The sequence below is a fragment of the Nocardia sp. NPDC051052 genome (assembly GCF_044456045.1).
Classification (GTDB): Bacteria; Actinomycetota; Actinomycetes; order Mycobacteriales; family Mycobacteriaceae; genus Nocardia.
In genome coordinates this window covers 63,524-86,518 of the sequence record NZ_JBITFL010000020.1, presented here as the reverse complement: position 1 = coordinate 86,518, position 22,995 = coordinate 63,524, and the positions used below count along the sequence as shown (strand labels likewise).

Below are 22,995 nucleotides of genomic sequence, written 5' to 3'. Positions count from 1 at the left end.
GGTCAACGTTGCGCTAAGCAGCCTTCCCGCGCCCGGTCCCGCGGCGTAGTTCTTGGTAGGCCCCGCAGATGGAGAAAGCGGGGAGCGGATCAGGAGAGCACCCGTGACGCTTGTGGATTTCTTCGCGCTGACGCGGTCGGAAGCGGCCGCGCACCTGGATTCCGCGGTATGGCCCTCCGACGCGCGCTATGACGCCGAGGGCAGGATCGTCGTCGGTGGCGTCGCGCTGGCCGACATCGCCGAAACCTATGGCACCGCCGCGCGAGTGCTCGACGAGCGGGAGGTGCGACAGCGCTGCCGCGCATATCGCAAGGCCTTCCCCGAGGCCGAGATCGCCTACGCCGCAACGGCCTTGCTGATCGGCGCGGTAGCCGATTGGATCACCAACGAGGGGCTTTCGGTGGCCGTGTGCTCGGCAGGCGAGCTGATCGCCGCGTTCGACGCGGGAGTCGACCCGAAGCGAATCATCCTGCACGCCAACGGCGTATCCCGCGATACGCTGGAGGTCGCGGTCGCCAGGCGGGTCGGCCGGATCGTGGTCGGCTCGCTCGCCGAGATCGACCTGCTCGCGGCCGCCGCCACCCGATCGCAGCGCGTGCTGATACGGGTTGTGCCCGGCATCGACCAGGACTCGGCGCCGGAAGAACCCGCCGGCTTCCCGCTCGGCGCGGCCACCGCTGCGGCGGTGGCGCGGGTATTGGACGCGCCGATGCTCGATCTGATCGGCCTGCACTGCCACCTCGGCTCGCAGATCTACAACCCCGACCACTACGGCGAGGCGATCCGCCGGATGGTCGCCGAGATGGCCCTGGTACGGCACGATCACGACCGCATCCTGACCGATCTCGATCTCGGCGGCGGGCACGCGATCGCCTACCGCAACGGCGACGCCGAGATGAACCTCACCGAACTGTCCGCCATCATCGAGGACGCCCTCGACGCGGCCTGCGCCCGTCAGCACTTCCCGCGACCGAATATCGCGCTCGAACCGGGGCGCGGGATCGTGGCGCGGGCCGGGGTGTCGCTGTATCGGGTGTTGTCGGTCAAGTACAGCGACGGCGGCCACGTCTGCGTCGTCATCGACAGCGAGACCCGCACCAGGACAGGCGGTTTCGCGGGCGTGGTGGTGGCGAACCGGCGGGCGAGCGGCCCGCTGGTGACCGCGACCGTCGCGGGGCGGGCGGGGGATGTCATCCTCGCCACCGACGCCAGGCTGCCCGCCGACCTGCGACCGGGCGAGCTGCTCGCCGTGCCGTGCACCGGGGCCTACCAGCACGGTTCCCCGCGCACCCGCGTCATCGCGGTCCGCGAGGGCCACTACGCGCAGCTCGTGCGTCGCGAGCCGACCCTGCTCGACCGCGACGCGAGCTGACCGCCGCACAACTGCGGATGTCCCGCACGGGAATCGCCTGCGATCCCCGTGCGGGACATCGAGTAGTGCGCGGCCGTCAGCGCTTTCGCGTGCCGAAGATGCTGCGGCTGATCTCCCGGCCCGCGGCGGTCGCCGCGGAACGCAGGAAGCTCTTGACCGCGGGGTTCTTCATGATGCGCTCGGCGGTCGAATCGTCGTCGCCCTTCGATGAGCGCCCCGGCGCCGGGGCGGACTGCGGACCTTGGTCTGCCGCAGCGACTTTCGCCGCCAGGATCTCGTAAGCCGACTCCCTGTCGATAGTCTGGCCGTACTTGCTGTGCAACGAACTCGACAGCGCCCGCGACTTGATCGCGTCATCGCCGATCGTGTCCATCAGCGACCGCGGCGGCTGAATCCTGGTCCACGCCACCGGAGTCGGCGCGCCCTTCTCCGAAAGCACCGTCACCACGGCCTCACCGGTGCCGAGCGAGGTGAGCGCCTTCTCCAGGTCGTAGGTGCTGGTCTTGGGGTAGGTGCGCACCGTCTTGGACAGCGCCTTCTGATCGTCCGGGGTGAAGGCGCGCAGCGCGTGCTGAATGCGTGCACCCAGTTGGGACAGCACCGGATTCGGGATGTCGGTGGGCAGCTGGGTGCAGAAGAACACACCGACACCCTTGGAGCGGATCAGCTTGACGGTCTGCTCCACCTGGTCCAGGAACGCCTTCGACGCGTCCGCGAACAGCAGGTGCGCCTCGTCGAAGATGAAGACCAACTTGGGCTTGTCGACATCGCCCACCTCGGGCAGCGTCTGGAACAGGTCGGCGAGCACCCACATCAGGAAGGTGGAGAACATCACCGGCCGCGCCGCCTGCGCGCCGAGCTCGAACAAGGTGATGACACCCTGCCCGCCCGCGACCCGAACCAGATCACTCGGATCCAGTTCCGGCTCACCGAAGAACGTGTCGCCGCCGTCGGCCTCCAGGTTCACCAGCGACCGCAGGATGACGCCGGCGGTGGCCGCGGAGACGCCACCGATGCCCTTCAGGTCCTCCTTGCCCTCGGCACTGGTGAGGTGCGTGATCACCGCGCGCAGGTCCTTGAGGTCGAGCAGCGCCAGGCCGTTCTTGTCCGCCCAGTGGAAGATCAGGCCGAGGGTGGATTCCTGAGTCTCGTTGAGCCCCAGCACCTTACTGAGCAGCACCGGGCCGAACGAGGTGATGGTCGCCCGGATCGGGATGCCGATACCATTGGTGCCGAGCGACACGAATTCGGTCGGGAAGCCGGTCGGCTTCCAGTTCTCGGCGCCGGTTTCGGCGGCACGCGCACTCAGCTTGTCGTTCTCCGCACCCGGCTGCGACAGACCGGACAGGTCGCCCTTGATGTCGGCGAGCACCACGGGAACGCCTGCGGCCGAAAGCTGTTCCGCGATTCCCTGCAGTGTCTTCGTTTTGCCGGTGCCGGTCGCGCCTGCCACCAGACCGTGCCGGTTCATGGTGCGCATCGGAATACGGACGCGCGCAGCGGTATCCACTTCGCCGTCGACCACAACGGTGCCCAGCTCCAGCGCGACCCCGTCGAACGCGTACCCTGCGGCGATCTCCTGCGCGGCGGCCGATCCCCCGCTCGGCTTGTCCGCCGCGTCGGCGTCGGCCGTCTTCTGCTCGGCCTTGCTCGCGGCTTCGGCGGCGGCAGCGGCGGTCTGGTCGGCCTTGGCCGCCGCACTCTCCGCCTTCGCTTTCGCCTTCGCCCCGCTCTCGCCCTCTTGCTCGGCGAGCTCACGTTCCGCGGCTTCCGCGGCCGCTGCCGCCGCTGCCGCGACCTCGGCCGCCTCCTCCGCGGCCTTACGCGCCGCGGCCGCTTTCTCCTGGGGGCTAGTCATCGCACGTCCTCCGTCTGGGTCTGACTCGAACTGCTAACGCAGTGTTTGCTGTCGTACCGAAAACGCCTGTGCCGATCTGCAGAAACTCTATCCCCGCGCACGCCGCTGGTGGGCCTGCGACCCAGCAAGAGGGCCGCAAACACGTAACGCCACCCGCGCCGCAAATCCAACAGAGCTAATGTTGCTGCCGTGTCAGATAAATACGTGGTGTGGATGGATTGTGAAATGACGGGCCTGCGCCTGGACAGCGACAAGCTGATCGAGGTGGCGGTGCTGGTGACCGACAGCGACCTCAACATCATGGGTGAGGGCGTCGACGTGGTGATCCACGCCGACGACGCCGCGCTGGCCGCTATGCCGCAGGTCGTCGTCGACATGCACGCGCGTTCCGGGCTGACCGAAGAGGTGCGCCGCTCCACCGTCACCATGGCCGACGCCGAGCAGCAGGTGCTCGACTACATCAAGCAGTACGTGCCGACGCCGGGCACCGTGCCGCTGGCCGGTAACTCGATCGCCACCGACCGCGGCTTCCTGGCCCGCGACATGCCCGCGCTGGACGCCCACCTGCACTACCGGATGATCGACGTGAGCTCGATCAAGGAGCTGTGCCGCCGCTGGTACCCGCGCATCTACTTCGGTCAGCCGGAGAAAGGCCTCGCCCACCGCGCGCTCGCCGACATCAAGGAATCCATCCGCGAGCTGGAGTACTACCGCCGCACCGCCTTCGTCGCGCCGCCCGGACCGTCCACCACCGAGATCGCCGCGGTCGCCGCCGAGATCAGCAACGCCGCGACACCCGCCGCATCGGCCCAGGTCAACGGCGCGTCGGAAACCGATTAGGGAGACGAAGGGGTAACGCGCTAATATCGACGGCGCCGGTGTTCAGCCGGTGATGGTGACCGTAGTTCAGTTGGTAGAGCACCAGGTTGTGATCCTGGCTGTCGCGGGTTCGAGTCCCGTCGGTCACCCTGAGAGGCCCAGGTTGCGGAGAAATCCCCAACCTGGGCTTTTTCATTGGATCAGATCGCGCATCACAAAGTGAAATACTCTTCTTCCAAATACAGGACGGATCAAGCAGCCCGTCCGCAGACTCCGGCGCGTGGGCGGCGCCGCTGCGCGCCACCCCGGCTTGACCAGAGGGACAACAGGTCGTGACGCGTTCCGCGGTTATCGCGGCTTTCTTCGGCGCCACCCTTCTCACCTGAGCCACGGGGACCGCGGCCGCGGGCATCGGGCTGCCGGACTCCGGCTCGGCGTCGAGCGGGTCGGCGGGCGGGCCGTCGGCACCGGTTCGGCGGGCAGTGGGTCCGGCGGCAAGCTGGAGTGCGTGGCGACCGGAAGCGCGATGGCGATCTTCGGCGACACGCACCTGGGCTGCAACATGCCCCCTGACCGTGGCCAGACACGACATACGAGCGCCTGCCGAGTAGAGCGGCGGGCAACGTAAGCAGGACGGTGGCCCAAGCATGGATTACGTACTGGACACCATCACCATCGCAGAGGAGCCGTACGTACAACGCACGGCCCCTCTGTCATTTCGCTATCTCCACTCGACCAGCCGCATCGAACTCGGTTCAGAAATCGTTTCCGGTGAACCGGTGGGCCTAATTATCCTGCTTCAGCCGAATTGGACACGTGCCGGGTTCGAAGCCTTCAGGCTTGACCTTCGTTTCCTCCCACTTCTGGAGAAGTCGGTAGGTAAGAAGCTTGCAGCGGTAGAGTGCTTTTATGTTCTCGGGGTCCTCCATGCCGGGCTTGAGCTTATCGCCCTCACGTTGAAGATCTTTAAGAGTTTTAACCCATTCGTTCTTTATATATGCTACATCACACAGCGTTCTGCGATAGAACTCTAATTGTTCCTGCTCTGTACCCGTGGCAGGACCCTGATAACTACCTCGGAAGACTATCGGGCGTGCATTCCTGAAGTCCTCACCCGGCCATGTTCCATCTTCCCGCCGGTCAAGTGGACTTATAGCGTATGCGGCGTCCATGCCTTCGAGGATTTCAAGAGGGAAGGTACGGTCACTGCAAGTCCATTTAGCTATGCCCATCCAAACCTCTTTGTCGCCGTTCTTCAACGCATCGTAGTCAGCGGCGGCTCCGGCGGCTGCGGCGTCGCGTTTGTCGATTGCGTTGGCGGCGGCGGCTTTAGCCGCTTCAGCTTTGGTTTTGGCGGCTTCATAGGCTGCCGCTGCTTTGGTGGTTTCAGCTTTGGCGGCCTCGGCGACGTCGTCGGCGTCGTCGGGGGCATCATCGGCGTCGGCGGCGGCTTCGGCGGCGTCGGATTTGGTTTTGGCGGCTTTATAGGCTGCTTCGGCCCTGACGGCTTCGGCCTTGGCGGCTTCGGCGGCTTTGATGGCGGCGTCGTCGGCGGCTTCGACCTCGGCCGCGTCGGCATCGTCGTCTGGGTCGGCATACGCAGTGGCTCCAGCGAAAAGCAGGGTTAGAGCTGATCCGACACAGAGAAGCATGGCCACCGTCCTGCGGCCATCAGCGATTCTGAACACTAGAAGCATCCTTTCGGTGGTCGGTCGAAATCGGTCGACGAAAGCCATAAGGGTGTGGGTGTGCGTCCTTCATTGCATTCAACAGCGCAAGTACAACTTCGTGCCGTCCAGTGGATTATTCAGTTGGACCCGGCAGCGCGCCGCAACTCCCAGCTCACGAAGAGAGCTCACCGGTAGTGCTTCGGCGCGCTCGTCCGCACGGACTGGCCCCAATTTCGCGTGTCGTCCCATCCGGCGGTGGAGTCCGTCCGTGGCAGACGATATGGGTACCACCGAACTACCACAATCTGCTCGATGCGCCGTCAACCACCGAGTCAGCCTCCCTCACAGGCTTGATGACAGAGGCTGATCTAACTTGTGACGGCAACGACCAGGAACTGGCGGATCGGACCGGGCAGATCTTTTTCAGAAATTGTGCACGAGGTCGCAGTTCGTTATGATCGCGGATCCACTCGGACATTTCTATAGCAGATTCTTTGCCGAAGAACCCTTTCATTGGTCAGTCGAACGAAGCAGTCTGACAACCAGCAGGCGCCCGGTGGACACCTCCATCGTATTCAGTCGTCCACGACTGAGGTCCACCGCGACATCGGCGTGTTGTGGTTGGTGACCACCGTCGATGGACTCCTCGATACATCTTCGTTGTGCTCGCTACTACGGATTGGAACCAATCTTTCGCGCCACCGAACTCCAGCCCAGTAAGCGCGGGTGGGTACGAAAAAAGCGAACGGCCCACCGGTGGATACGGTGGACCGTTCGCTTTGTGGTGACTCAACGATTGTCGGAGTTACCGGCCTTCCATTGATCCCACGGGATGTTCCAGTCCCCCAAACCGTCTACGCCCGACAGGGTTCCGCCGACGGTGTTCTTGATGATGGTGACGTCGCCGCGCTTGGCGTTCTGATAGACCCACAGCGCGTTCGCCGGGCTGAGGTTCAGGCAACCGTGACTGGTGTTGCTGTAGCCCTGCTGCCCCACCGACCACGGTGCGGAGTGAAAGAAGATGCCGCTGTAGGAGATTCGAGTGGCGTAGTCGACCGGCGTCTTGTATCCGGACGCCGAGCTCACCGGCACACCGTACGTCGAGGAATCCATGATGATCTTGTCGAACCGGTCGCTGACGATGTAGACGCCGTTGTCGGTGGGCGTGCTGTCCTTGCCCATCGAGGTGGGCATGGTCCGCACCACCTGACCGTTCTGCTCGACGACCACCTCTTTGGTGTTGTCGTCGGCGGTGAAGACCGTGGCGTCGCCGACGGTGAAGAACGATCGCAGATTGTCCTGGCCGAACAGTCCGTTACCGAGATCACGGCCATACACGTTCACATCGATGGTGACCTTGGTCCCAGGAGCCCAGAAGTGCTCGGGACGCCACCGGACCTCGCGATTGTTCACCCAGTAGAACGCGCCCTGCACCGGCGGCTCCGTGGTGATCTTGATCGCATCCTGGGCGGCCTTGCGATCGGGAATGGTCTCGTCGAACGAGACCGCGACCGGCTGACCGATACCGACCACCTCACCCTCGCCAGGCAACAGGTAGGGATGGGTTTGGCTGTCCGGCGAGCTGGTGGTGAAGGCCAGCGTGGCCGAGCTCGCACCGCCGAGACCGATCGCGTCCGCCCGCAACCGGTAGACCTTGCCGTACCCGAGCACCTCGGCGGTCTCCCACGACTGCCCGTCCGCGGCCAGCCTGCCGCCCACCGGCTGGTTCTGCGCGTTCACCAGCGAGACGTTCGTGAACCTGCCGTCCTCGACCCGGACCGCCAGCGGCACTCCCGGCGACACCCCGATATCGCCATCCTTGATGGGAGACAACAGCTTTGGCTTGATCAGCTCGAGCAGTGGGTTACGGTCGATGACGACCGACGACGTATCCGGCGCCTTCGACGACGAGCACCCCGACAACGCCAGCGCGGCCACCCCGAACACGACGACAGGTCCGGCGATATGTCGTATCCACCGACGCCGACCTCGACCAACGCTCATCTCAAACCCCGTTTCAAGTCCCGGCGCACCAGAAGCACACCGATGGCTTCGGATCCCAACCGCTTTACAGCTCAACTCGCCGTGCCCGCGGCGTGATCGAAACCACGTTCGGTCATTCTGCCAGCGCGAGGTGCTCGCACCAACGCGAATGCCGCGTCGACACAGACGTGTTACACGGGATAGATCCGAACTGCCGGGTTCGGCGTTAACACCCCGCCCGACACGCGCATCAGCGCCGGTCAGGAGGCGATTTCACAACTGCCGCCTCGGCCTGTTAAAGTTTGTCCCGCACCGGAACACGGAGCAAGCGCCATTAGCTCAATTGGCAGAGCAGCTGACTCTTAATCAGCGGGTTCGGGGTTCGAGTCCCTGATGGCGCACTCAAACAAGCTCGGCGATGCAATTTTGCTATTGCTCGCCTCACTCGTGTGCGCGTGGTTGTTAAGAGTCATGCTGGCATCCTAACGGCCCTGCACACGTCGCGTGACCTAACGAGAGCCCCCTTTCCTACCTGGGACAAGGGGGCTTTGTCGTGAGCGGGCACGCTACGCCCGCAGAACTGCTGGATGCGGTCTATTACCCCTTCACCGTCCTCACGATCGGCCGCGATCCCGACCGTCCTGACCATGTCGTGGCTCACACGTTCCAGGCCGACGACGGCCCGGCCGCGCCGCCGGTAGCTCTGGCTGTAGCCAAGCTGCGCGTGCTGGCCGATGCCCTCGAATCCGGCGGCGGTGAGCCGTCATGACGCCCCGGCCCGTCCGCCGCAACTACCCACTTCCGCGCTGCCCTCATGCCGCCGCCCCTTCCATCCGAAAGCACGCGTTCCGTGATTGCCTACGGGCGCGGTGTGGCGCTGCGCCGAGTGTCACCGATCCCAGCTCCCAGCCGCTACCGGTCGACACCGGTCCTGGTAGCGGCTGGGCACCCACCACCCGCCGGGGTGATGCCTACGCCGTGTCAGCCCAGGGACCCCTTCTCCCCCAGCGAGTTCCGGTGGGCGATATGGAGTATCGGCGGCTACGGCTGATACTTCAACGCGGCGCGACCGCCACCGCGATCATTCCCGCCCGACGAATTGAGGCCGTTGGCGCGAAAAGCTCGGTGTTACATCGCAATACGGAGTATGTTGCTGATTCTGGATGCACTTCGGTCACGATTTTCTTGCGGGCAGTTCGGCAGTGGATGCCAGCGGGGGATTCCTGCTGGCGGTGGCACTGCTGGATAGGTTCACGTGCAGGGGGAGACTCTGGACTCCGACGAGGTTTCACGGCTTTACCGGCAGGTGTTGCTCGCTGCCGGTACGCGACATCGCTGGCCTGTCGGTTCGGTGCTTATGCGCGAAGGTGAACTGTCCGATCACGTCCTGGTGATCGAAGCCGGTCGGGTGAAGGTGACCTCATCAGTTGCGAGCGGCAAGCAAGTCCTGCTGGCTATCCGGGGGGCCGGTGATCTACTCGGTGAGTTCTCCGCGATCGACAGCAGGCCACGATCCGCCACCGTGACAGCGTTGTCGTCGGTCATTGCGACGGCGTTGCCGGGCAAGGCATTCCGCGCGTTGCTGGCCGACGACGGTAAGGCCGCGTTCAGCCTTCTGTGTCTCGTGGTCGGCAGGCTGCGAGAAGCGGACGTACAGCGTCTGGAGTTCGGAGCCTTTACCGTTACCGAGCGAATCGCGCGCCTGCTGCTCGACTACGCCGGACGTTACGGGCGGGCCGATGCGGGTCGGGTTGTCATTGCGCTGCCGCTGTCGCAAACCGAGTTGGCGCATGCGGCCGGTGCGTCCAGGGAAGCAGTAGCCAAAGCGCTGAAACGGCTGCGAGACCTCGGCGCCGTCGAGACCGCACGTCGTCGTATAGAACTCCTGCGGCCCGATCTTCTCACCAAACTTGCCGACGGTCTTCCGAGTGTGTATTTGGACGCAGACGAGCCCGGCGGCCCCCTGTAGACAAGAAGCAACTCGAAGCGTCATGGAGGAATCGTGAACGGTCCCGCCCACCGATCCTTTTTGGTGGTGGATGTCGAAAATTCAAGCGCCCTGGACAATGTCGAGCTCGTCCGGACGGACTCGATGTTGTACCGCCTGCTGGAAGAGTCGATCCCCAACCCCGAAGCTGTTGCGGCGAAGGAGGATCGGGGCGACGGGGTCATGGTGATACTCGACCTTCCCGCACTGGATGTCCTCGACCACGTCGTGACGGGATTGCTGGAGAAGGTACGCCAGTACAACACCACCGTGGATCCATTGGACTGGCTGCGGATACGAATCGCGGTCCACGAGGGCTATGTCGACCGGGACAAGCACGGGTGGAGGAGCGACGCCCTGACCGCCACCTTCCGGCTGAACGGGACACAGGTGGTGAAGGATGCGCTGAAGCACGCGGCTCGTTCTCAGGGCGTGGTCATCATCAGCGATGCCGTGTATCAGGGCGTGGTTCGCCACGGCTACCGGCCGACTGTGACGCCTGCCGGCTACGACGGCGTTGTGATCGGCACGAGCCAAGGCGACATTCAGGCATGGGTCCGAGTGCCTGGCTATCCGATCCCATCGCTTCCCGGACGCCAAGCGGTTTCCACCCGGGAAGAACACCGAGACCGCGCGTCGAATGCCGGGCTGCCGGGCTCGGTTACCGCCAACAACCTGATCGTCGGGAAGGTGAATGCCCGCACCATTGTCGGTCGCGATATCGTCGGCGGTGCACCGTGAGTGAGCCAGCCGCCGAGGACATGTCTCCGGACGGACCGGATGGCCGCGAGTCGAGCGATGGGGTGGCCCCCGACACTGAAAGTAGTGCCACGAGCACCCGTGCCGCGGAGCCGGACCCGCCCCTTCTTCGTGACGCGTTCACGGCAGCCAACGCCACCCTCGCTGGACTCACTTCTCTGCACGGGGCATCGATCAGTGCTCACACCGTGATTGTCGGCGATGCCTCGGTCGGGACTTTGGTAGGCCGCGACCAGAGCGGTATCGCGCAGGGGCGGGTATTCGTCCCAAGTGGACCGGTGGAGACGGCGCTGTTGAAGCAGCTCGAAGACACTTTTGTTCCTCCGCGGGCCTTCCACGAAATGCGCAGTAAGCTGCACGCGCAGCCGCTGGTTCTACTGCGTGCCGCCCGGGGTTGGGGACGAACTGCAGCGGCCCTTCGAGCGCTCGACGAGACCTGCACCGGTGCAGTGCACAAGCTCAACCCGGATGTGCGGTTGCGGTCCTTGGAGATCGACTTCGCTACGGGCACCGGGTATCTGCTGGAGGCGCTGGAAGTCGAGCAGACCACGACGCTGCATGCTTTTCATTGCGATGAGCTGAGCCGCGCATTGCGCGAGCGGGATTCTCGGATGATTGTCGTGCTGGACAGCCACGTTGAGCTTTCGGCCGACGTCGGCACCTTCCTTGTCGAGGGAGGTGAACCCGCCGATGCGATGGAACTGGTCGGCAAACATCTGCGCTGGCACCTACCGGGCGGACCGGCCGACCTCCTCGCGGAGGAAGATATGGCGCAAGTGGTGTCCGACGTGGCACAAAGCCACCCATCGGCCCGCGATCTCGCACTGCTGGCCAGGCAACTCGCCGATGTGGCTAGCGGCCGAATCGAACTTGCAGACGTCATCGAACGGTACTCCGCGGTGGCCGACGAAAGGTTCCAGCAGTGGTTCGACGACGAACTGAACGTCCAGACTCGCTCGTTCGCCATAGCTCTGGCGGTGTTCAACGGGATGCCGTCACATTTCGTCTCCGATGCCGGCCGCAGGCTCGCCCGGCTCATCGCAGACGAGGAGATACCTAACGAAAACGGCTACCCGTGGCCGGTGTTCAGTACGCGCCGCGCCACAGTGCTCAGCGACGTGAAGGCGGAGTTGTACCAATCCATCGCGAACACCGAGTACGGTCGCATCCCGGTCCAGTCCGTGAGATTCACCGACGATCAGTATCCTCGCCGTGTTCTGGAGCATGCGTGGCACGAGTACCACGCCTCGCACCAGGCGCTCCGAGACTGGTTGCGGGAGCTCGGCGATACCGCCGATCTCGAAGTGTGCACACGCACAGGGGTCGCGGTGGGGATGCTGTCCACGTTCGAGTTCGAGCACGCCAGGAAGCTGGTGATCGAACCATGGGCCGACAGTGGCGAATGGCATCTCCGATTCGCCGCCATCGGTGCGCTGCAATTCCCGAGCCTGCAACCCGAATTCGCACCGGTGATCGCACGGATGCTGGCGGCATGGTTGCGCAAAGACCAGCCGTTGCCGAGGCGAGAGACCGCCGCCGTGGCATTGGGCAGCACCGTCGGCCAGACCATGCCGAACCGCGCCCTCGAGTTGCTACGCCGCGCGGCCCGCAGCACCGAGCTGTCGCTCGTTGCAGCCGTCTGCCACGCCATGCTCCAACTGTTCAGCGTCAGCGAACTGACCGAACGGGTGCTCACGGAGTTACGAAGTTGGACCGGATCGAGACGAATCACTCTGCGCGACACCGGCTTCCGATGCGCCTTGGAACTGAGCGCCGGCCTGGACGTCGACACACCCCGCGGTGCTCGGACCTGGCCTGTAATGGTGTGGCTAGCGGACAAGTCACCCGAAAACCACGACCACATCGTCACACTCTTCGCACGCTTGATGGAGGCGCCGATTCACATGCCCACCGCCTACGAGGAGATCGGTCGCTGGGTTCGGGTCGCCGAGAAAGATACCCAACTGCGTGGCCCGCTCGGGCGACTGCTGATCGATCTCGGGCATGCCATCGCCGACACCGAGATGATCCCCTTCTACCTGCGTGACTGGGCCGCGGAACGCAACGGCCCGGTACACGCCGTCGACGACTTGCTGACGATGATCGAGCAGAAAGACATTCGACCATGAAAACCGGTGATCAAACCCCTTTGATCTGCTACCAAGAGATGACTCGCGCATCCTGGAGACAGTTCCGCCCGACGACGGATGGGCACGTCGCGGCCGTATCGGTCGACCGCCGTAGCCAGCTTGCCCTGATGGATCGGCGGCCTTCCCCCTCGGAGATCTACTATCGGCCGCCTGCAGGAGTGTACTGGGTGGACGTCTCGGTGCACCACGCCATGTTGCACCTCGAATTACCCACCGCAGAAGGTGTTTTCGCATTTCGCGCCGCGATCGATGTGGCGTGGCGGATCAGTGATCCGGTGCGGGCGGTCAAAGACGGGGTCAAACTATGCGAACCTATCTACCGCCCGTTTCTGGAGCGGAAGCTGCGTGATATGAGCCAGGAATTCGAGGTCGGCAGCTTCGCCGACGCCGAGCGTCATATCAATACCTACTTCGCGGACCGCGCGGTCGATCTCCCCAGCGGCGTCGCCATGGTGCGGTGCATAGTGAAGCTGGCACCAGAGGACAGCGCCCGCAACCACATTCAGCAACGCACCTTCGACCGCCACAAGGCCGAACGGCGGAATGCCGAACACAAGGCTCACCTGCACGGCGCAGAACTGCAACACGACTGGAACACGACGGCGCACGGGCTGGCTATGCAGAGCCTCGCGCACGGGCAGGAGACCGCGGCAGTCGAGCAACGGCACCGTGAAGAACTGGAGCAGCAACGAATCGCCCACTACACCAGCGCGCTGCAGACCGGCGGTATCGGCGTGCTCGCCCTCCAACTGGCGTCCAGCCCTGCGGATGTGAGCGAAGTGGTCCAGATCATGCTGCACCAGAAACAGCTGGATCTCGAAAGCGCTCGCGATGTACTCAATACACTGATGGAGCAGCGTTTGATCACCAGAAGAGACGTCCAGGACGTCATGGCACCCATATCCAAGGTCATCGCAGATCGCCTGAATCCGACAGCCTCCCTCGCACACCGCGAGCCGTTACCCGAGTTGGCAGCGCCACCGGTGGGTCCGGTCGGTCAGGTGGAAGAATCCGAAGGTCTGGATGAGGACGAGTCCGATCATGACTAGTCCATCAGCCACCGGGAATCCGTTGACCGCCCTTCCCTTGCTCGGGGGCGTTTTCGAATCACTGGACAAGTTTCTCCTCGATCTCCGATTCTCCATGGGCTGGGCCGAAACCATCGAATTCCTGGTTCTGGTGGTCGGCCTCTTCCTCACACTGGTAGTCGCCTTTGGCCGACTGATTCCGTGGCTTGCCACCGCGCTGCTCGAATCGGCTGACCAGTGGATCATCGCGGTACCGGCCGTGCTGTTGGCACCGGAATGGCTGATCACCAGATTCCTCCGCAAGCTCGGGCGCCCACCCGGGCCAATTGCATACAGCTACGGTGATGGTGTGCTGGTGTTCGCAGACGGCACGCGGGTAGTAGCGACAGCCGTATTGCGGCTAATCCGATCCACCGGGAGGGTTCCTCGGTCGATCGCCGCTGTACTTCTCGTACTCGGATTTCTGTCGTGGAATAGCGGAACCTGCGTAGACCACACCGCACCGTGCGTTTCGCCGGTGCAACAATGGGTGCAGGTTACCGCGGACCTGAAGAGGCTTTGATTATACATTCGTGGTGCTGAATAGCACGGCGGTGAACCAGCACAGAAACACGACCAGACTGAGCGCGCTCCATCGCAGCGCCACCCTGAACCGCCGATACTTGCGCCGGGCGATCTGAGCAAGGGTGGCGGCTTGCCGCCATGCCTGATCGGCCAGCAACGGCTCCGCAGGGCGCTCATTCGTCTCGACCGGGAAACTCGGGAAACTGAACCAGTTCGTGGTGCCTGCGCTCTGCAAGCTCGGCCGCAATGTGGCGGCAAGGTAGCCCATACACACCAGCAGAACAATCTCGAGCACAGTTGCGATCACGCTGACCAGCACATTCCTCGACGTTCGAGTGCTGGTCACCAGCCCCATCAAGGCAAAGCCGTTCGTGGTCAGCAAGAACCCGACCTTTGTATCGGCCGCCACAATAATGCGATTGAACTCCGAGACAGCGCAAAGCGCCGCGTTCAGATCGTCGGCCTGACGGCGCCGACTCGTACGAATCTTCATATGTACAGCAGACCACCAGCGGGATGCACCCTCTACGTACGAAGACACACAACGGCGACCGCCCGCCTATCCGAGGAGGCGCCGTCGCCACAGCCCAGCGTGCCCACAGTTGCCACGCCCCTCGTCATGTTCGCCGAGAGGCAGCCATGGCTGCCCGCGTGACCTGACCAGTTATCTTTATTGGTCCTGCATACTTAGCTCCAGACAGTGATCGCCGTAGCGATCTATTGATAATAGATGTGGTCTGCGGACTGAATAAGAGCCGCCGCCGCTGTGTCATCGACCTCGATGACACAGCGCCGCAGCACCTTTGCAGCCGTTTCCCTCACGACATCATCGGCCAGATCATCGATAAGAACATCGATAGAGGTGTCGGTGAAATAATGAATGCCCAGTTCACAGGTGCTCTCCATGATCTCGGACATAGCCGTATAACTATGTGCCACTGAAGACGGGACCTGGTGTACCGCATGCCGGAGCACAACATCTTCGAGCGCACGCCGCCGTATCAACACATCGACCGGTCCGATGCGCTGATGCAGTATCAGTGCGTCGAACAGGCCCTTCCCGGCACGCTCGAGCAGACCTCGATCCAGACGGGGGACTATGACGAGTTGCCGCCTGCTCATGCTCTGCCCAAATAGTAGATTTTATCGGCTTCCTCGACGTACCGCGAATAATGGGCCAGATATCCGACGGTGAAGTGCTCGCGGTCGACCGAATAACCGCGTTCCCCGCTGCATTCTGCGCAACAGACGACCCGCAGACACCCCAGGAATTGTTTCCGTAGCGCGACGAGCAGACCCTTCATTGTCGGCGGCCGGCTCTTGTCCAGGCTCAGCAACGGTGAGGTCTCGGTCCCTGTCGTCGAGCTGCACGCCATCGTGGAAAATCCACACATCCACAACGTGACCGAGGCGCCGGCACTGACCAGCGCACAGGTTGTTTCCGCTACCAGTGCGAACAGATTCGTCTGATATGGAGCGAACTCGGATACGATCAGAATCGACGGACGATCGACGCTGTCAATGCCAGACACTATGCCTTCCCTTATCCATCAGTATTTCCGCGAACTCGTCGATACCGATCACCTGAAAACTGCAGGCAGTCGTCGATACGCGCGCCTGCACGGCGTCGATCTCACTGCGCACCAAAACCTGTACGCTCACCGTTTGCAGTGCCTCCGAGTAGAGCCGCCGAACCTCCGGCTCGGCCAGTTGGGAAATCGCGCGATCTACGAAGATGACCGACAAACCGAAAACAGACTTCGTGGCGACCCTCGACCACCAATTGATTTCACGAAACGAGACGAGCAGGTCCTCAATTCCGGTTTCGATGAAACAGATGTCAGCCACAGCCACCTGCAGTATCGAGGTCGAAGCAGCCGACTGCTTCTCGCACCTCCACCGGAATCCCGTCCAGCGGATCCGAATCCGGCTCGATCATATGAGAATGCAGCACCGCAGCAGCGATACCGAATTCCAACTGTGCGATGCTCACTTCGTCGCCACCTTCTCCTGTTGTCGCCGAAACGCTGCGACGAAGTCGGAAATCCGGTCGACACCCCAGAAGCGGTGCGGACCGACCTTGAAGTACGGCATTCCGAAAATATCGTCGAGATACGCGGCCTCGATACAGGCCATGCCCTCCTCGCGGATGGCCGGATCATCCGCGGCCGCCGCCACAGCCGCGCCGTCAAGACCGATGCCATGGGCAATCCGCTGCACCGTGTGCGGATCGCAGATGTTCTCCCCCCGCTCCCAACGAGCTGCCACCAGTGCCCAGTACAGCCGATCCGCATCGCCGGTGCGCTTGGCAGCTAACCACGCATGATGCGGCAGCACCCACCACGGGTCACGGTCGATCGGCCACACAATCGGTAGATCGAGTTGTGCCGCAAGCCGTTTCGTGTCCTGCAGGATGTACATATGCTTCGCCTTGGTCATCTCGGCGTAGAGCAGTTCGACCCCGCGCTCTCGCATCGCCTGGCGCGCCTGCTCGTCCGGCCGGAACATGGGGATCATCTCAACACCGGCCAGAACATCCGGGAAATGCCGTTGCAGGAGCACGCTGGCGAACCAGCTGTATGGGCTCTGCAGTGAGAAATAGAACTTCGGGCGGGGAGCGCGACAACTCATGACAGCCCCGCCTTCGTAGCACCGCCAAGCAGGAGTTCGGCGGTCTGCTCGTCGATGGCTATCAAACCTTCGAACTTCGACGGCCCGCGAGCGATCATCCAGCCATGCAGGATCGTGCAGGTCGCCACTTTGATCAGGTGATCGTCACGACGAACCCAGCAGGTCATGGTGGAGTCGTAGACGGTGTTCTTGAGAATGTCGTCGACAACGTAGGTGATGTACATCGTCTCGCCCATATACGCGTCGGCATGCATCTGCACCCGAGCCCGTGACACCAGAGGAATCCAGTCACGCTGCGCCAGTAATTCGGTGATGCCGAGGCCGGCATGACGCAGGAATCGATCGGTACCCTCTTCGAGAAGCCGAATGTACCCATTGCTCTGCATCCGCGTGTACCAGTGGCAAAAGTAGTACGGGATCTGCAGTTCCCAGAGAAATCCGTTCTCAGGTGCGAGCGTGGCGACCGGATCGTCCGGAAATTCGATCACCGCACTGGCACCCGAGATCGCCGACACTTCGGGAACGGTCAACTCGGCCAATCCCTCCGGCGTCTGCCGCACCGGTGTCCCGTCCCGTTCCGAGACGAAGACAACGCGAAGCTTGCCGCCGAGGACCTGTACTCGGCCGTCCGGCCGAATCGCATCCAATCTCACCTTCACGACCATCCCCGGTCCCCGTGCCTGTGACACCGTCTCGACGACTGCTTCGATCTCGTCGTCGATCGACATGATATTGATCAGTCGAGTGGAGATGTCGACAATCTCGAGACCGAGCCCGTAGTCGTCGAACATTCGGCCTGGTGCGATTCCACCCTCCCGAAAGTGTTGCAGCACTGCATCTTCGGCAAGGAACATGAAGTTCTTGAAACCGATGTACTTGTGGATATTGGCGCCGTTGAAGCGCGGGCGTCCGACATGCGTCGTTGCCGCGGGCATCGAGGTCATCGAATCTCCTTCGAATTGTGTTCCGGCAGCGCCCGGTTCAGAAATTCCACGATCAGGTCGTGAACGCGATCGGGCTGTTGGCTGTGGCAGAAGTGACTGAGGTCGTCCCGCAGGACGATCTCAGTGTTCGGGATATCCTTGGCAAGCGCGTCGGCTCGGTCTCGACGTATTCCTTCGTCATCCGTCCCTGCCAGCACAAAAATCGGTGTCGAATTGCCGGTCAGATCCGCCCCGCTGGTGGACAGGAAGATATCGCTGATCGCGAGCAGCCCGTGCGGTCCCATCCGTTCGAACATCTTCGCCACCATGAGATCAAGTACGTCCGGCTCGATATGATCGACCCGGTCGCCGAGGCGCCCGCGTATGGCTCCGCGGGCGGCGGACCGGATGTCCACGATCGTCTGCTCGAGCGGTTGGATCGTGGTGGACTGCGTCCGATAGAACGGGGCCAGCAGGACGATCGCGCCCAAACCGTGACTCGGATCGGCGGCCAGCCACCGCAGCAACGCCACAGCTCCGAGTGAATGTGCAACCACCACGGAGACGTCGGGCACCAGAGCAAGTGCCTCATCGATCCATTGCGCCGCGGTTGCCCAAGTGCCCCAGCGGTATTCACTGCCCGCATGCCAAGGCAGGTCCGGTGCGTAACAGCGGAAACGATCAGCGAGCCGGTCGGCCAGCGGGCGCCAACTCTGCCAATGGTCCTCCAGGCCATGCAGCATTACCAGTGCCGGCCGTTCGGACCGGCCGAACATTTCCAGACGCCCGGCGCCGACCTCCGTCCGGCCCACCGACTGCCAGGCATGACCGGCGCCCTGAGACGTTTCGGCCTTCGGTGGAACGCTGGTCATTGTCGGCCTCGTTCCGCGTCCAGTCGCAGCCAGGCGTAACCGTCCGGACGATCCCCCGCGACGATCAGCGCTTGCCGATGCTCCCCAGTGCCGAGCAGGTGCGCGGCGATCGCGGCCTGGAGCACGCCGTGTGCCCCGTAGGTCTCACCCAGTCGTGCGGTCAGATCTACCTGCTGCCTCGCCACGAGGTCGCGCCCGTGCGGAACCATGCACAGGGATGGGCGAATCGCGTTTTCCGCCAACTCGTCCCACGATCTCTCGAGACCTCCGTGGCCGACGAGGACGCCCGTACCGCGTGCGGGTTCGAGCACCACACACGCGGCGGCGGCTCGTAGGGCGACAGCACCAGGCTGATCGGCTCCGCTTGCAACCATCACGGCGGTTGCCGTGTCGTCGGCCGGTTCGACTCCCACCACCACAACGCGATCTGCGCGACCGGATCCGATCAGCCGGGCGCCGGCCCGCACCGCGTCGACGCCCGAGGTCGCTCCGTTGCACAGCATGAGATTGGGACCGGTGAAGCCGAATCGCAGGGCGATGGCCGCGGCGATCACATTGCTGGACGCATTCGGCAACTCCAGCGGGCTCACCGCCCGATACGACTCCCGCGCAACCCGCGCAACGATGTCGCAAACGGTGTGGACGTTGCCGAGATTCGAACTGACGACGACCGCGGTTCGATCCGCTTGCGGCAACGGTTCTCGTGGCCGCCCTCCGTCCGGGCATCCGAGGGCGCGCTGCACCGCGCACCAGGCGAGGAGGGTTGCAGGATCGGAATACAGCAGCCCCTTTCGCCCGAGCACGGATGCGATATCGGTCAATTCGACCATGTCGGCCGCCGTGGCCGAACCGAATACTTGATCGCCGCCCGCCCCCGGAACATGGACACTATAACTGCTGATAGCGACGGTTCGGCGAACCGGTTCGACGGCACTGTCCCGATCAGCATCGGCGCGGGCGATCACGGCCACAGCGTTGACTCCCCCGAAGCCGAAACCGTTGATCTGTGCGATCGCCGGTTCCGCCGTCACAGCCTCACCGATGACCAGCGACAGATCACGAACTTCCGGAATCGGGTCGGTCAACCCCGCGATCGCCGGGACGCACCGCTGCTGCATGGCCTGCAGGGCCACGATAAGACTCATCAGCGACGCCGAGCCGGAGGTATGCCCGATATACCCCTTTAGCCCGGTCACCAGCGGTCGACCAGCGGCGTCGCCGAAAACCGTGTGATGCGATGCGGATTCGGTGAGATCGTTGAGCACGGTGGACGTGGCGTGCATGACGACGAGATCGACCTCGCCGGCATCGATTCCGGCGCGCCGGTGGGCATCGACCATGCTGCGTGCCATTCCGTCGGCGTGTGGCGCCGTCGGATGGTGTGCGTCGCAAGACAATCCGACCGATCGCAGCCACCCGTACCGTGCCTGTTCCACATTTGGTTCCAGAACCACTGCGGCGGCGCCCTCACCCAGGAGCGGGCCGGTCCGGGCGACGTCGAAGGGGCGCACCACCCCGGTCTGTTGTTCGCCAACCGTACGGGCGATGGCCGCAAGCATGCTCTCCGACATCGCGTCGCATGCGGCGACCACCGCCGCGTCGGCTTCCCCGGCCGCGATCATGTCGGTAGCCACCGCCAACGCATGGTTGCCCGCCGAACACGCATTGCAGAGGGTCAGTACTTCGACGACCCCGGGCAACGCGTTACGAACCGCTTCGGCGAAATGCAGCTCATGCACTCTCATGTCCGCACCGTCGCGGCTCCAGCGTTCCAACGTCGGCAATTCCCGCAGCCCGGTGCCGACTACCACCGCCACTCTCCGGCTTGCGACGTCCAACCCGGCATCGGCGACGGCGGCCGTCACGACCTCGGCCAGCCAGGTGCTTGCCCGCCGGGTGCTGGGGCTTCCCGGCACTTGGAAGGCGCGACCGATGCCCAGGCGCGCCGCATCCCCACGGTCCTGTCGCAACGGCGAGGCTCCGATGACATTGCGGCACATAGCAGAAAAGGTCTGTTCGGCGTCACCGAGGCAGGTCCGCGCCGCATATCCGTTAATGGCCAGCCGCACGGCTCCACCCCCGCACTACCGCTACCCCGACCATTCCCTCCGAGGTCACCGACGTGACCAATGAGATCGCGCCGTCTCGCGCGGGATCGCAGCGGTGCTCGGCGAGCAACGCGGCGAGCTGCAGACCACCAGCTGCCGTGTACGTCTCGCCGAGCAATTCTTTCACCGGCAGCACGATCGGCATGTCGGTGCCGAAAACCGTTGCGAGCGAGGCCTGTTCAATAGCGTCGCGCCGAGGCGAGCCGCCCAGCGACGACGCCACCGCCCACACCTCGTCCGGCGCCACACCCGCCCGCTCGAGAGCGGTGCGAATACAGGCGACGAAACCCGAGACCGAGTCGTCAACAGAACCTGGATATCCATACAGGCCACTGACGACGGCGAGGATCTCGGCGTCGACCCGACGGCCGGCTGCTCGTGCCGCTGCGACGTCCTCGACCACGAAGAACACGGCCGCCTCACCGATCGGAGCCCGGCCGGAGACGTCGTCACGCGCGAGCTTCGATGCCCACGCCCGCGCCGGAGTGAATTCGTCGACCACGCCCACTGCCGCAACAGGCCCGTGGCCGCTGGCCAAGTGGCGGCGCGCGTAACCGAGTGCCGAATGCATGGCCACCTGCCCGCCGGAAATCGTCACATTGGCGCCGCCGAGGCGATGCCGGATCGCGGCCGCACTCGCCGGGCCGTTCATCACGGCATACGGGAACTTCATCGGGTTCACCAGATACGGCGGATCGCTCACACAGGTCTCATGCATGAAGTCCACCGTCGCCTGTAGGGCACCGGTGGTGGCGCCGAGAATGACGCTCATCTCGTCGTCCCGCTCCGGCGCGCGATAACGGCCGGCGTCCTCGAGCGCCAGCTTGACGGCGACCACTGTCATCGCCGTGGTTCGATCGTAGGAACTGGTTCCCTTCTTGCCGAGATACGCGACCACATCGAAACCCGCGACCACGCCAGCTCGTTCATAGGGCAACTTCTCGTCGTACATTCCAGAAGCGTCGGTAATGCCGCTGCGACGCTGAGTCCACCCCGTGGTGAACGCATCGGCACCCACCCCGATCGCCGACACAACACCCAACCCGGTGATGACGATCGTGTTCATTCATATCTCCCGATAATTGTGATGGCATTGTTCCCGCCGAAGGCGAACCCGTTGTTCTGAGCGATCCGTACATCAGCGTCACGGGATTCGTTGGCCACCAGATCCAGATCCGCGAATGCCGGATCGACGGCGGCGAGGTTGATCGTCGGCGGCAGAAAACCGTCGCGCACCGCCAGACAAGATGCAATGACGCCGAATCCGCTCGCCGCCCCGAGGGTGTGACCGAGCATGGACTTGATAGCGCTGACCGATGGCATCGTGTCACCGAACACCATGCGCAGGGCAGCGATTTCGGCCACATCGTTCGCGGGCGTGCCGGTGCCATGCGCGCAGATGTAGTCGATCTCCTCCGCCTTCACCCCAGCATTGCGGTGAGCGCGGCGCATGCATTCGGCGATCCCTCCGGGATCCGGTGAAATCGGGCTCTTCGCATCACAGTTGACGCCGTAGCCGAGCACCTCGGCGTGGATCCGGGCACCACGCTCGAGCGCGGAGTCCAGTGATTCCAGCACCAATGCACAAGCACCCTCACCGAGGATGATGCCCTGCCGGTCCCGATCGAACGGAGCACAGTAATTCTTGGACAACGTGCCGACCCGGTAGAAACCGGCCATCGTGTAGAGCGTGGCGAGGTCGACACCCCCCGCGATCATCATCTCGGAATCTCCCGAACCGACCACATCGTATGCATAGCCGACCGCGAAATTGCTTGCGGCGCAGGCACTCGTCAGCGTAATTGCTTCACCATTGATCCCGAGTTCACGATTTACCGCGACGCCGAGCCGGTAGGTCGGCACCTTGCGAATCAGATCTCCATGGATCGACTCGTACCCACCCACCGCACGCTGCCGCACTGCGGCTTCGAGCAATCTGGCCTCACCGCAGGTGGTTCCGATCACCGATCCGGCGCGCCCGCGGCGTAGGAGATTCCGGTTGAGCCCGGCGTCTTCTACGGCCAGGCGCGCCGCCGCGGCAGCGGCAACGCTCGACGGACCCCAGGAATCACGATCGATCGACCGCACGTACTCGGCCGGGTCGATGTCACCGAATTCGGATACGGAATTGTGCGGTATTCCCGAAGCGTCGACCCGGCGGGCCGGCCCGACCTTGCTCGATCCCGCCCGTAGCGCGGCCGAGAAGGCGGCAATACCGACACCGATTGGGGCGATCGGGCCGATCCCGGTGACAACTACCCGGTTCCGCAT

The 22,995-nt window shown here is 63.7% G+C and carries 23 protein-coding genes and 2 tRNA genes; 11 read left to right on the top strand and 14 right to left on the bottom strand.

Annotation, left to right across the window (positions count from 1 at the left end; genetic code table 11):
• The first annotated feature begins 103 nt into the window (after window positions 1–103).
• Window positions 104–1,372 (top strand): diaminopimelate decarboxylase family protein, encoded by a 1,269-nt coding sequence (locus ACIBCN_RS41495; protein ID WP_396997950.1) that lies wholly within the window; start codon window positions 104–106, stop codon window positions 1,370–1,372.
• Window positions 1,373–1,448: 76 nt separating this feature from the next.
• Here ACIBCN_RS41495 and ACIBCN_RS41490 read toward each other — a convergent pair whose 3' ends face one another.
• The gene (locus ACIBCN_RS41490) at window positions 1,449–3,230 is read right to left on the bottom strand and encodes a helicase HerA-like domain-containing protein (RefSeq protein WP_396997948.1); all 1,782 of its coding nucleotides are present in this window, start codon (window positions 3,228–3,230) and stop codon (window positions 1,449–1,451) included.
• A gap of 189 nt (window positions 3,231–3,419) precedes the next feature.
• On the opposite strand from ACIBCN_RS41490, the gene orn reads away from it, so the two are divergent.
• Entirely contained in the window at window positions 3,420–4,070 is a 651-nt protein-coding gene (gene orn, locus ACIBCN_RS41485; RefSeq protein ID WP_396997946.1) for an oligoribonuclease, read from the top strand.
• 55 nt (window positions 4,071–4,125) lie between these two features.
• Window positions 4,126–4,198: transfer RNA gene (locus ACIBCN_RS41480), tRNA-His, on the top strand.
• A gap of 636 nt (window positions 4,199–4,834) precedes the next feature.
• Here the strand turns inward: ACIBCN_RS41480 and ACIBCN_RS41475 are convergent.
• Both ACIBCN_RS41475 and ACIBCN_RS41470 read right to left on the bottom strand, forming a co-directional pair.
• On the bottom strand, window positions 4,835–5,785 hold the full coding sequence (locus ACIBCN_RS41475) for a hypothetical protein (RefSeq protein ID WP_396997944.1): 951 nt from the start codon (window positions 5,783–5,785) through the stop codon (window positions 4,835–4,837).
• 723 nt (window positions 5,786–6,508) lie between these two features.
• The gene (locus tag ACIBCN_RS41470; RefSeq protein WP_396997942.1) at window positions 6,509–7,723 is read right to left on the bottom strand and encodes an Ig-like domain-containing protein; all 1,215 of its coding nucleotides are present in this window, start codon (window positions 7,721–7,723) and stop codon (window positions 6,509–6,511) included.
• 307 nt (window positions 7,724–8,030) lie between these two features.
• Between ACIBCN_RS41470 and ACIBCN_RS41465 the strand changes: the two genes are divergently transcribed.
• The 7 genes from ACIBCN_RS41465 to ACIBCN_RS41435 all read left to right on the top strand — a co-directional run bounded on the left by ACIBCN_RS41465 (window position 8,031) and on the right by ACIBCN_RS41435 (window position 14,188).
• A tRNA-Lys gene (locus ACIBCN_RS41465) sits at window positions 8,031–8,103 on the top strand.
• A gap of 152 nt (window positions 8,104–8,255) precedes the next feature.
• On the top strand, window positions 8,256–8,471 hold the full coding sequence (locus ACIBCN_RS41460) for a hypothetical protein (protein ID WP_396997940.1): 216 nt from the start codon (window positions 8,256–8,258) through the stop codon (window positions 8,469–8,471).
• Window positions 8,472–8,957: 486 nt separating this feature from the next.
• Window positions 8,958–9,671 carry a Crp/Fnr family transcriptional regulator gene (locus ACIBCN_RS41455; RefSeq protein WP_396997939.1) on the top strand — a complete coding sequence of 238 codons (714 nt, stop codon included), beginning with the start codon at window positions 8,958–8,960 and terminating at the stop codon, window positions 9,669–9,671.
• A 33-nt stretch (window positions 9,672–9,704) separates the two neighbouring features.
• On the top strand, window positions 9,705–10,430 hold the full coding sequence (locus ACIBCN_RS41450; RefSeq protein WP_396997937.1) for a hypothetical protein: 726 nt from the start codon (window positions 9,705–9,707) through the stop codon (window positions 10,428–10,430).
• Window positions 10,427–12,577, top strand: a complete 2,151-nt coding sequence (locus ACIBCN_RS41445) for a hypothetical protein (RefSeq protein ID WP_396997935.1) — start codon at window positions 10,427–10,429, stop codon at window positions 12,575–12,577. Before ACIBCN_RS41450 ends, ACIBCN_RS41445 begins: the two co-directional genes overlap by 4 nt.
• Window positions 12,574–13,647, top strand: coding sequence for a hypothetical protein (locus ACIBCN_RS41440; RefSeq protein WP_396997933.1), 1,074 nt, complete (start codon window positions 12,574–12,576; stop codon window positions 13,645–13,647). The genes ACIBCN_RS41445 and ACIBCN_RS41440 overlap by 4 nt, the downstream gene beginning before the upstream one ends.
• A 22-nt stretch (window positions 13,648–13,669) precedes the next feature.
• Window positions 13,670–14,188, top strand: coding sequence for a hypothetical protein (locus ACIBCN_RS41435; RefSeq protein ID WP_396997931.1), 519 nt, complete (start codon window positions 13,670–13,672; stop codon window positions 14,186–14,188).
• On the opposite strand, the gene ACIBCN_RS41430 is transcribed toward ACIBCN_RS41435, so the two are convergent.
• Together ACIBCN_RS41430 and ACIBCN_RS41425 are read right to left on the bottom strand one after the other, a co-directional pair.
• Complete coding sequence (locus ACIBCN_RS41430; RefSeq protein ID WP_396997929.1) at window positions 14,189–14,683, bottom strand: Pycsar system effector family protein; 495 nt, start codon at window positions 14,681–14,683, stop codon at window positions 14,189–14,191. It abuts the gene before it with no gap.
• A gap of 224 nt (window positions 14,684–14,907) precedes the next feature.
• On the bottom strand, window positions 14,908–15,108 hold the full coding sequence (locus ACIBCN_RS41425; protein WP_396997927.1) for a hypothetical protein: 201 nt from the start codon (window positions 15,106–15,108) through the stop codon (window positions 14,908–14,910).
• A 45-nt stretch (window positions 15,109–15,153) separates the two neighbouring features.
• Between ACIBCN_RS41425 and ACIBCN_RS41420 the strand changes: the two genes are divergently transcribed.
• On the top strand, window positions 15,154–15,327 hold the full coding sequence (locus ACIBCN_RS41420; RefSeq protein ID WP_396997925.1) for a hypothetical protein: 174 nt from the start codon (window positions 15,154–15,156) through the stop codon (window positions 15,325–15,327).
• Here ACIBCN_RS41420 and ACIBCN_RS41415 read toward each other — a convergent pair.
• The 9 genes from ACIBCN_RS41415 to ACIBCN_RS41375 form a co-directional block, all read right to left on the bottom strand.
• Window positions 15,309–15,722, bottom strand: coding sequence for a hypothetical protein (locus ACIBCN_RS41415; RefSeq protein ID WP_396997923.1), 414 nt, complete (start codon window positions 15,720–15,722; stop codon window positions 15,309–15,311). The two genes, ACIBCN_RS41420 and ACIBCN_RS41415, sit on opposite strands and share 19 nt — an antisense overlap.
• Window positions 15,709–16,044, bottom strand: coding sequence for a hypothetical protein (locus ACIBCN_RS41410; protein ID WP_396997922.1), 336 nt, complete (start codon window positions 16,042–16,044; stop codon window positions 15,709–15,711). Before ACIBCN_RS41410 ends, ACIBCN_RS41415 begins: the two co-directional genes overlap by 14 nt.
• Window positions 16,031–16,183: a hypothetical protein gene (locus ACIBCN_RS41405; RefSeq protein WP_396997921.1), complete on the bottom strand. Its 153-nt coding sequence runs from the start codon at window positions 16,181–16,183 to the stop codon at window positions 16,031–16,033. The genes ACIBCN_RS41410 and ACIBCN_RS41405 overlap by 14 nt, the downstream gene beginning before the upstream one ends.
• Complete coding sequence (locus ACIBCN_RS41400) at window positions 16,180–16,821, bottom strand: DsbA family protein (RefSeq protein ID WP_396997920.1); 642 nt, start codon at window positions 16,819–16,821, stop codon at window positions 16,180–16,182. Before ACIBCN_RS41400 ends, ACIBCN_RS41405 begins: the two co-directional genes overlap by 4 nt.
• The gene (locus ACIBCN_RS41395; RefSeq protein ID WP_396997918.1) at window positions 16,818–17,765 is read right to left on the bottom strand and encodes a thioesterase family protein; all 948 of its coding nucleotides are present in this window, start codon (window positions 17,763–17,765) and stop codon (window positions 16,818–16,820) included. Before ACIBCN_RS41395 ends, ACIBCN_RS41400 begins: the two co-directional genes overlap by 4 nt.
• Window positions 17,762–18,520 carry an alpha/beta fold hydrolase gene (locus tag ACIBCN_RS41390; RefSeq protein WP_396998058.1) on the bottom strand — a complete coding sequence of 253 codons (759 nt, stop codon included), beginning with the start codon at window positions 18,518–18,520 and terminating at the stop codon, window positions 17,762–17,764. Before ACIBCN_RS41390 ends, ACIBCN_RS41395 begins: the two co-directional genes overlap by 4 nt.
• 92 nt (window positions 18,521–18,612) lie before the next feature.
• Window positions 18,613–20,685, bottom strand: coding sequence for a beta-ketoacyl synthase N-terminal-like domain-containing protein (locus tag ACIBCN_RS41385; protein ID WP_396997917.1), 2,073 nt, complete (start codon window positions 20,683–20,685; stop codon window positions 18,613–18,615).
• Entirely contained in the window at window positions 20,669–21,790 is a 1,122-nt protein-coding gene (locus ACIBCN_RS41380) for a beta-ketoacyl synthase N-terminal-like domain-containing protein (RefSeq protein WP_396997916.1), read from the bottom strand. The genes ACIBCN_RS41385 and ACIBCN_RS41380 overlap by 17 nt, the downstream gene beginning before the upstream one ends.
• Window positions 21,787–22,995 carry a beta-ketoacyl-[acyl-carrier-protein] synthase family protein gene (locus ACIBCN_RS41375; protein WP_396997915.1) on the bottom strand — a complete coding sequence of 403 codons (1,209 nt, stop codon included), beginning with the start codon at window positions 22,993–22,995 and terminating at the stop codon, window positions 21,787–21,789. The genes ACIBCN_RS41380 and ACIBCN_RS41375 overlap by 4 nt, the downstream gene beginning before the upstream one ends.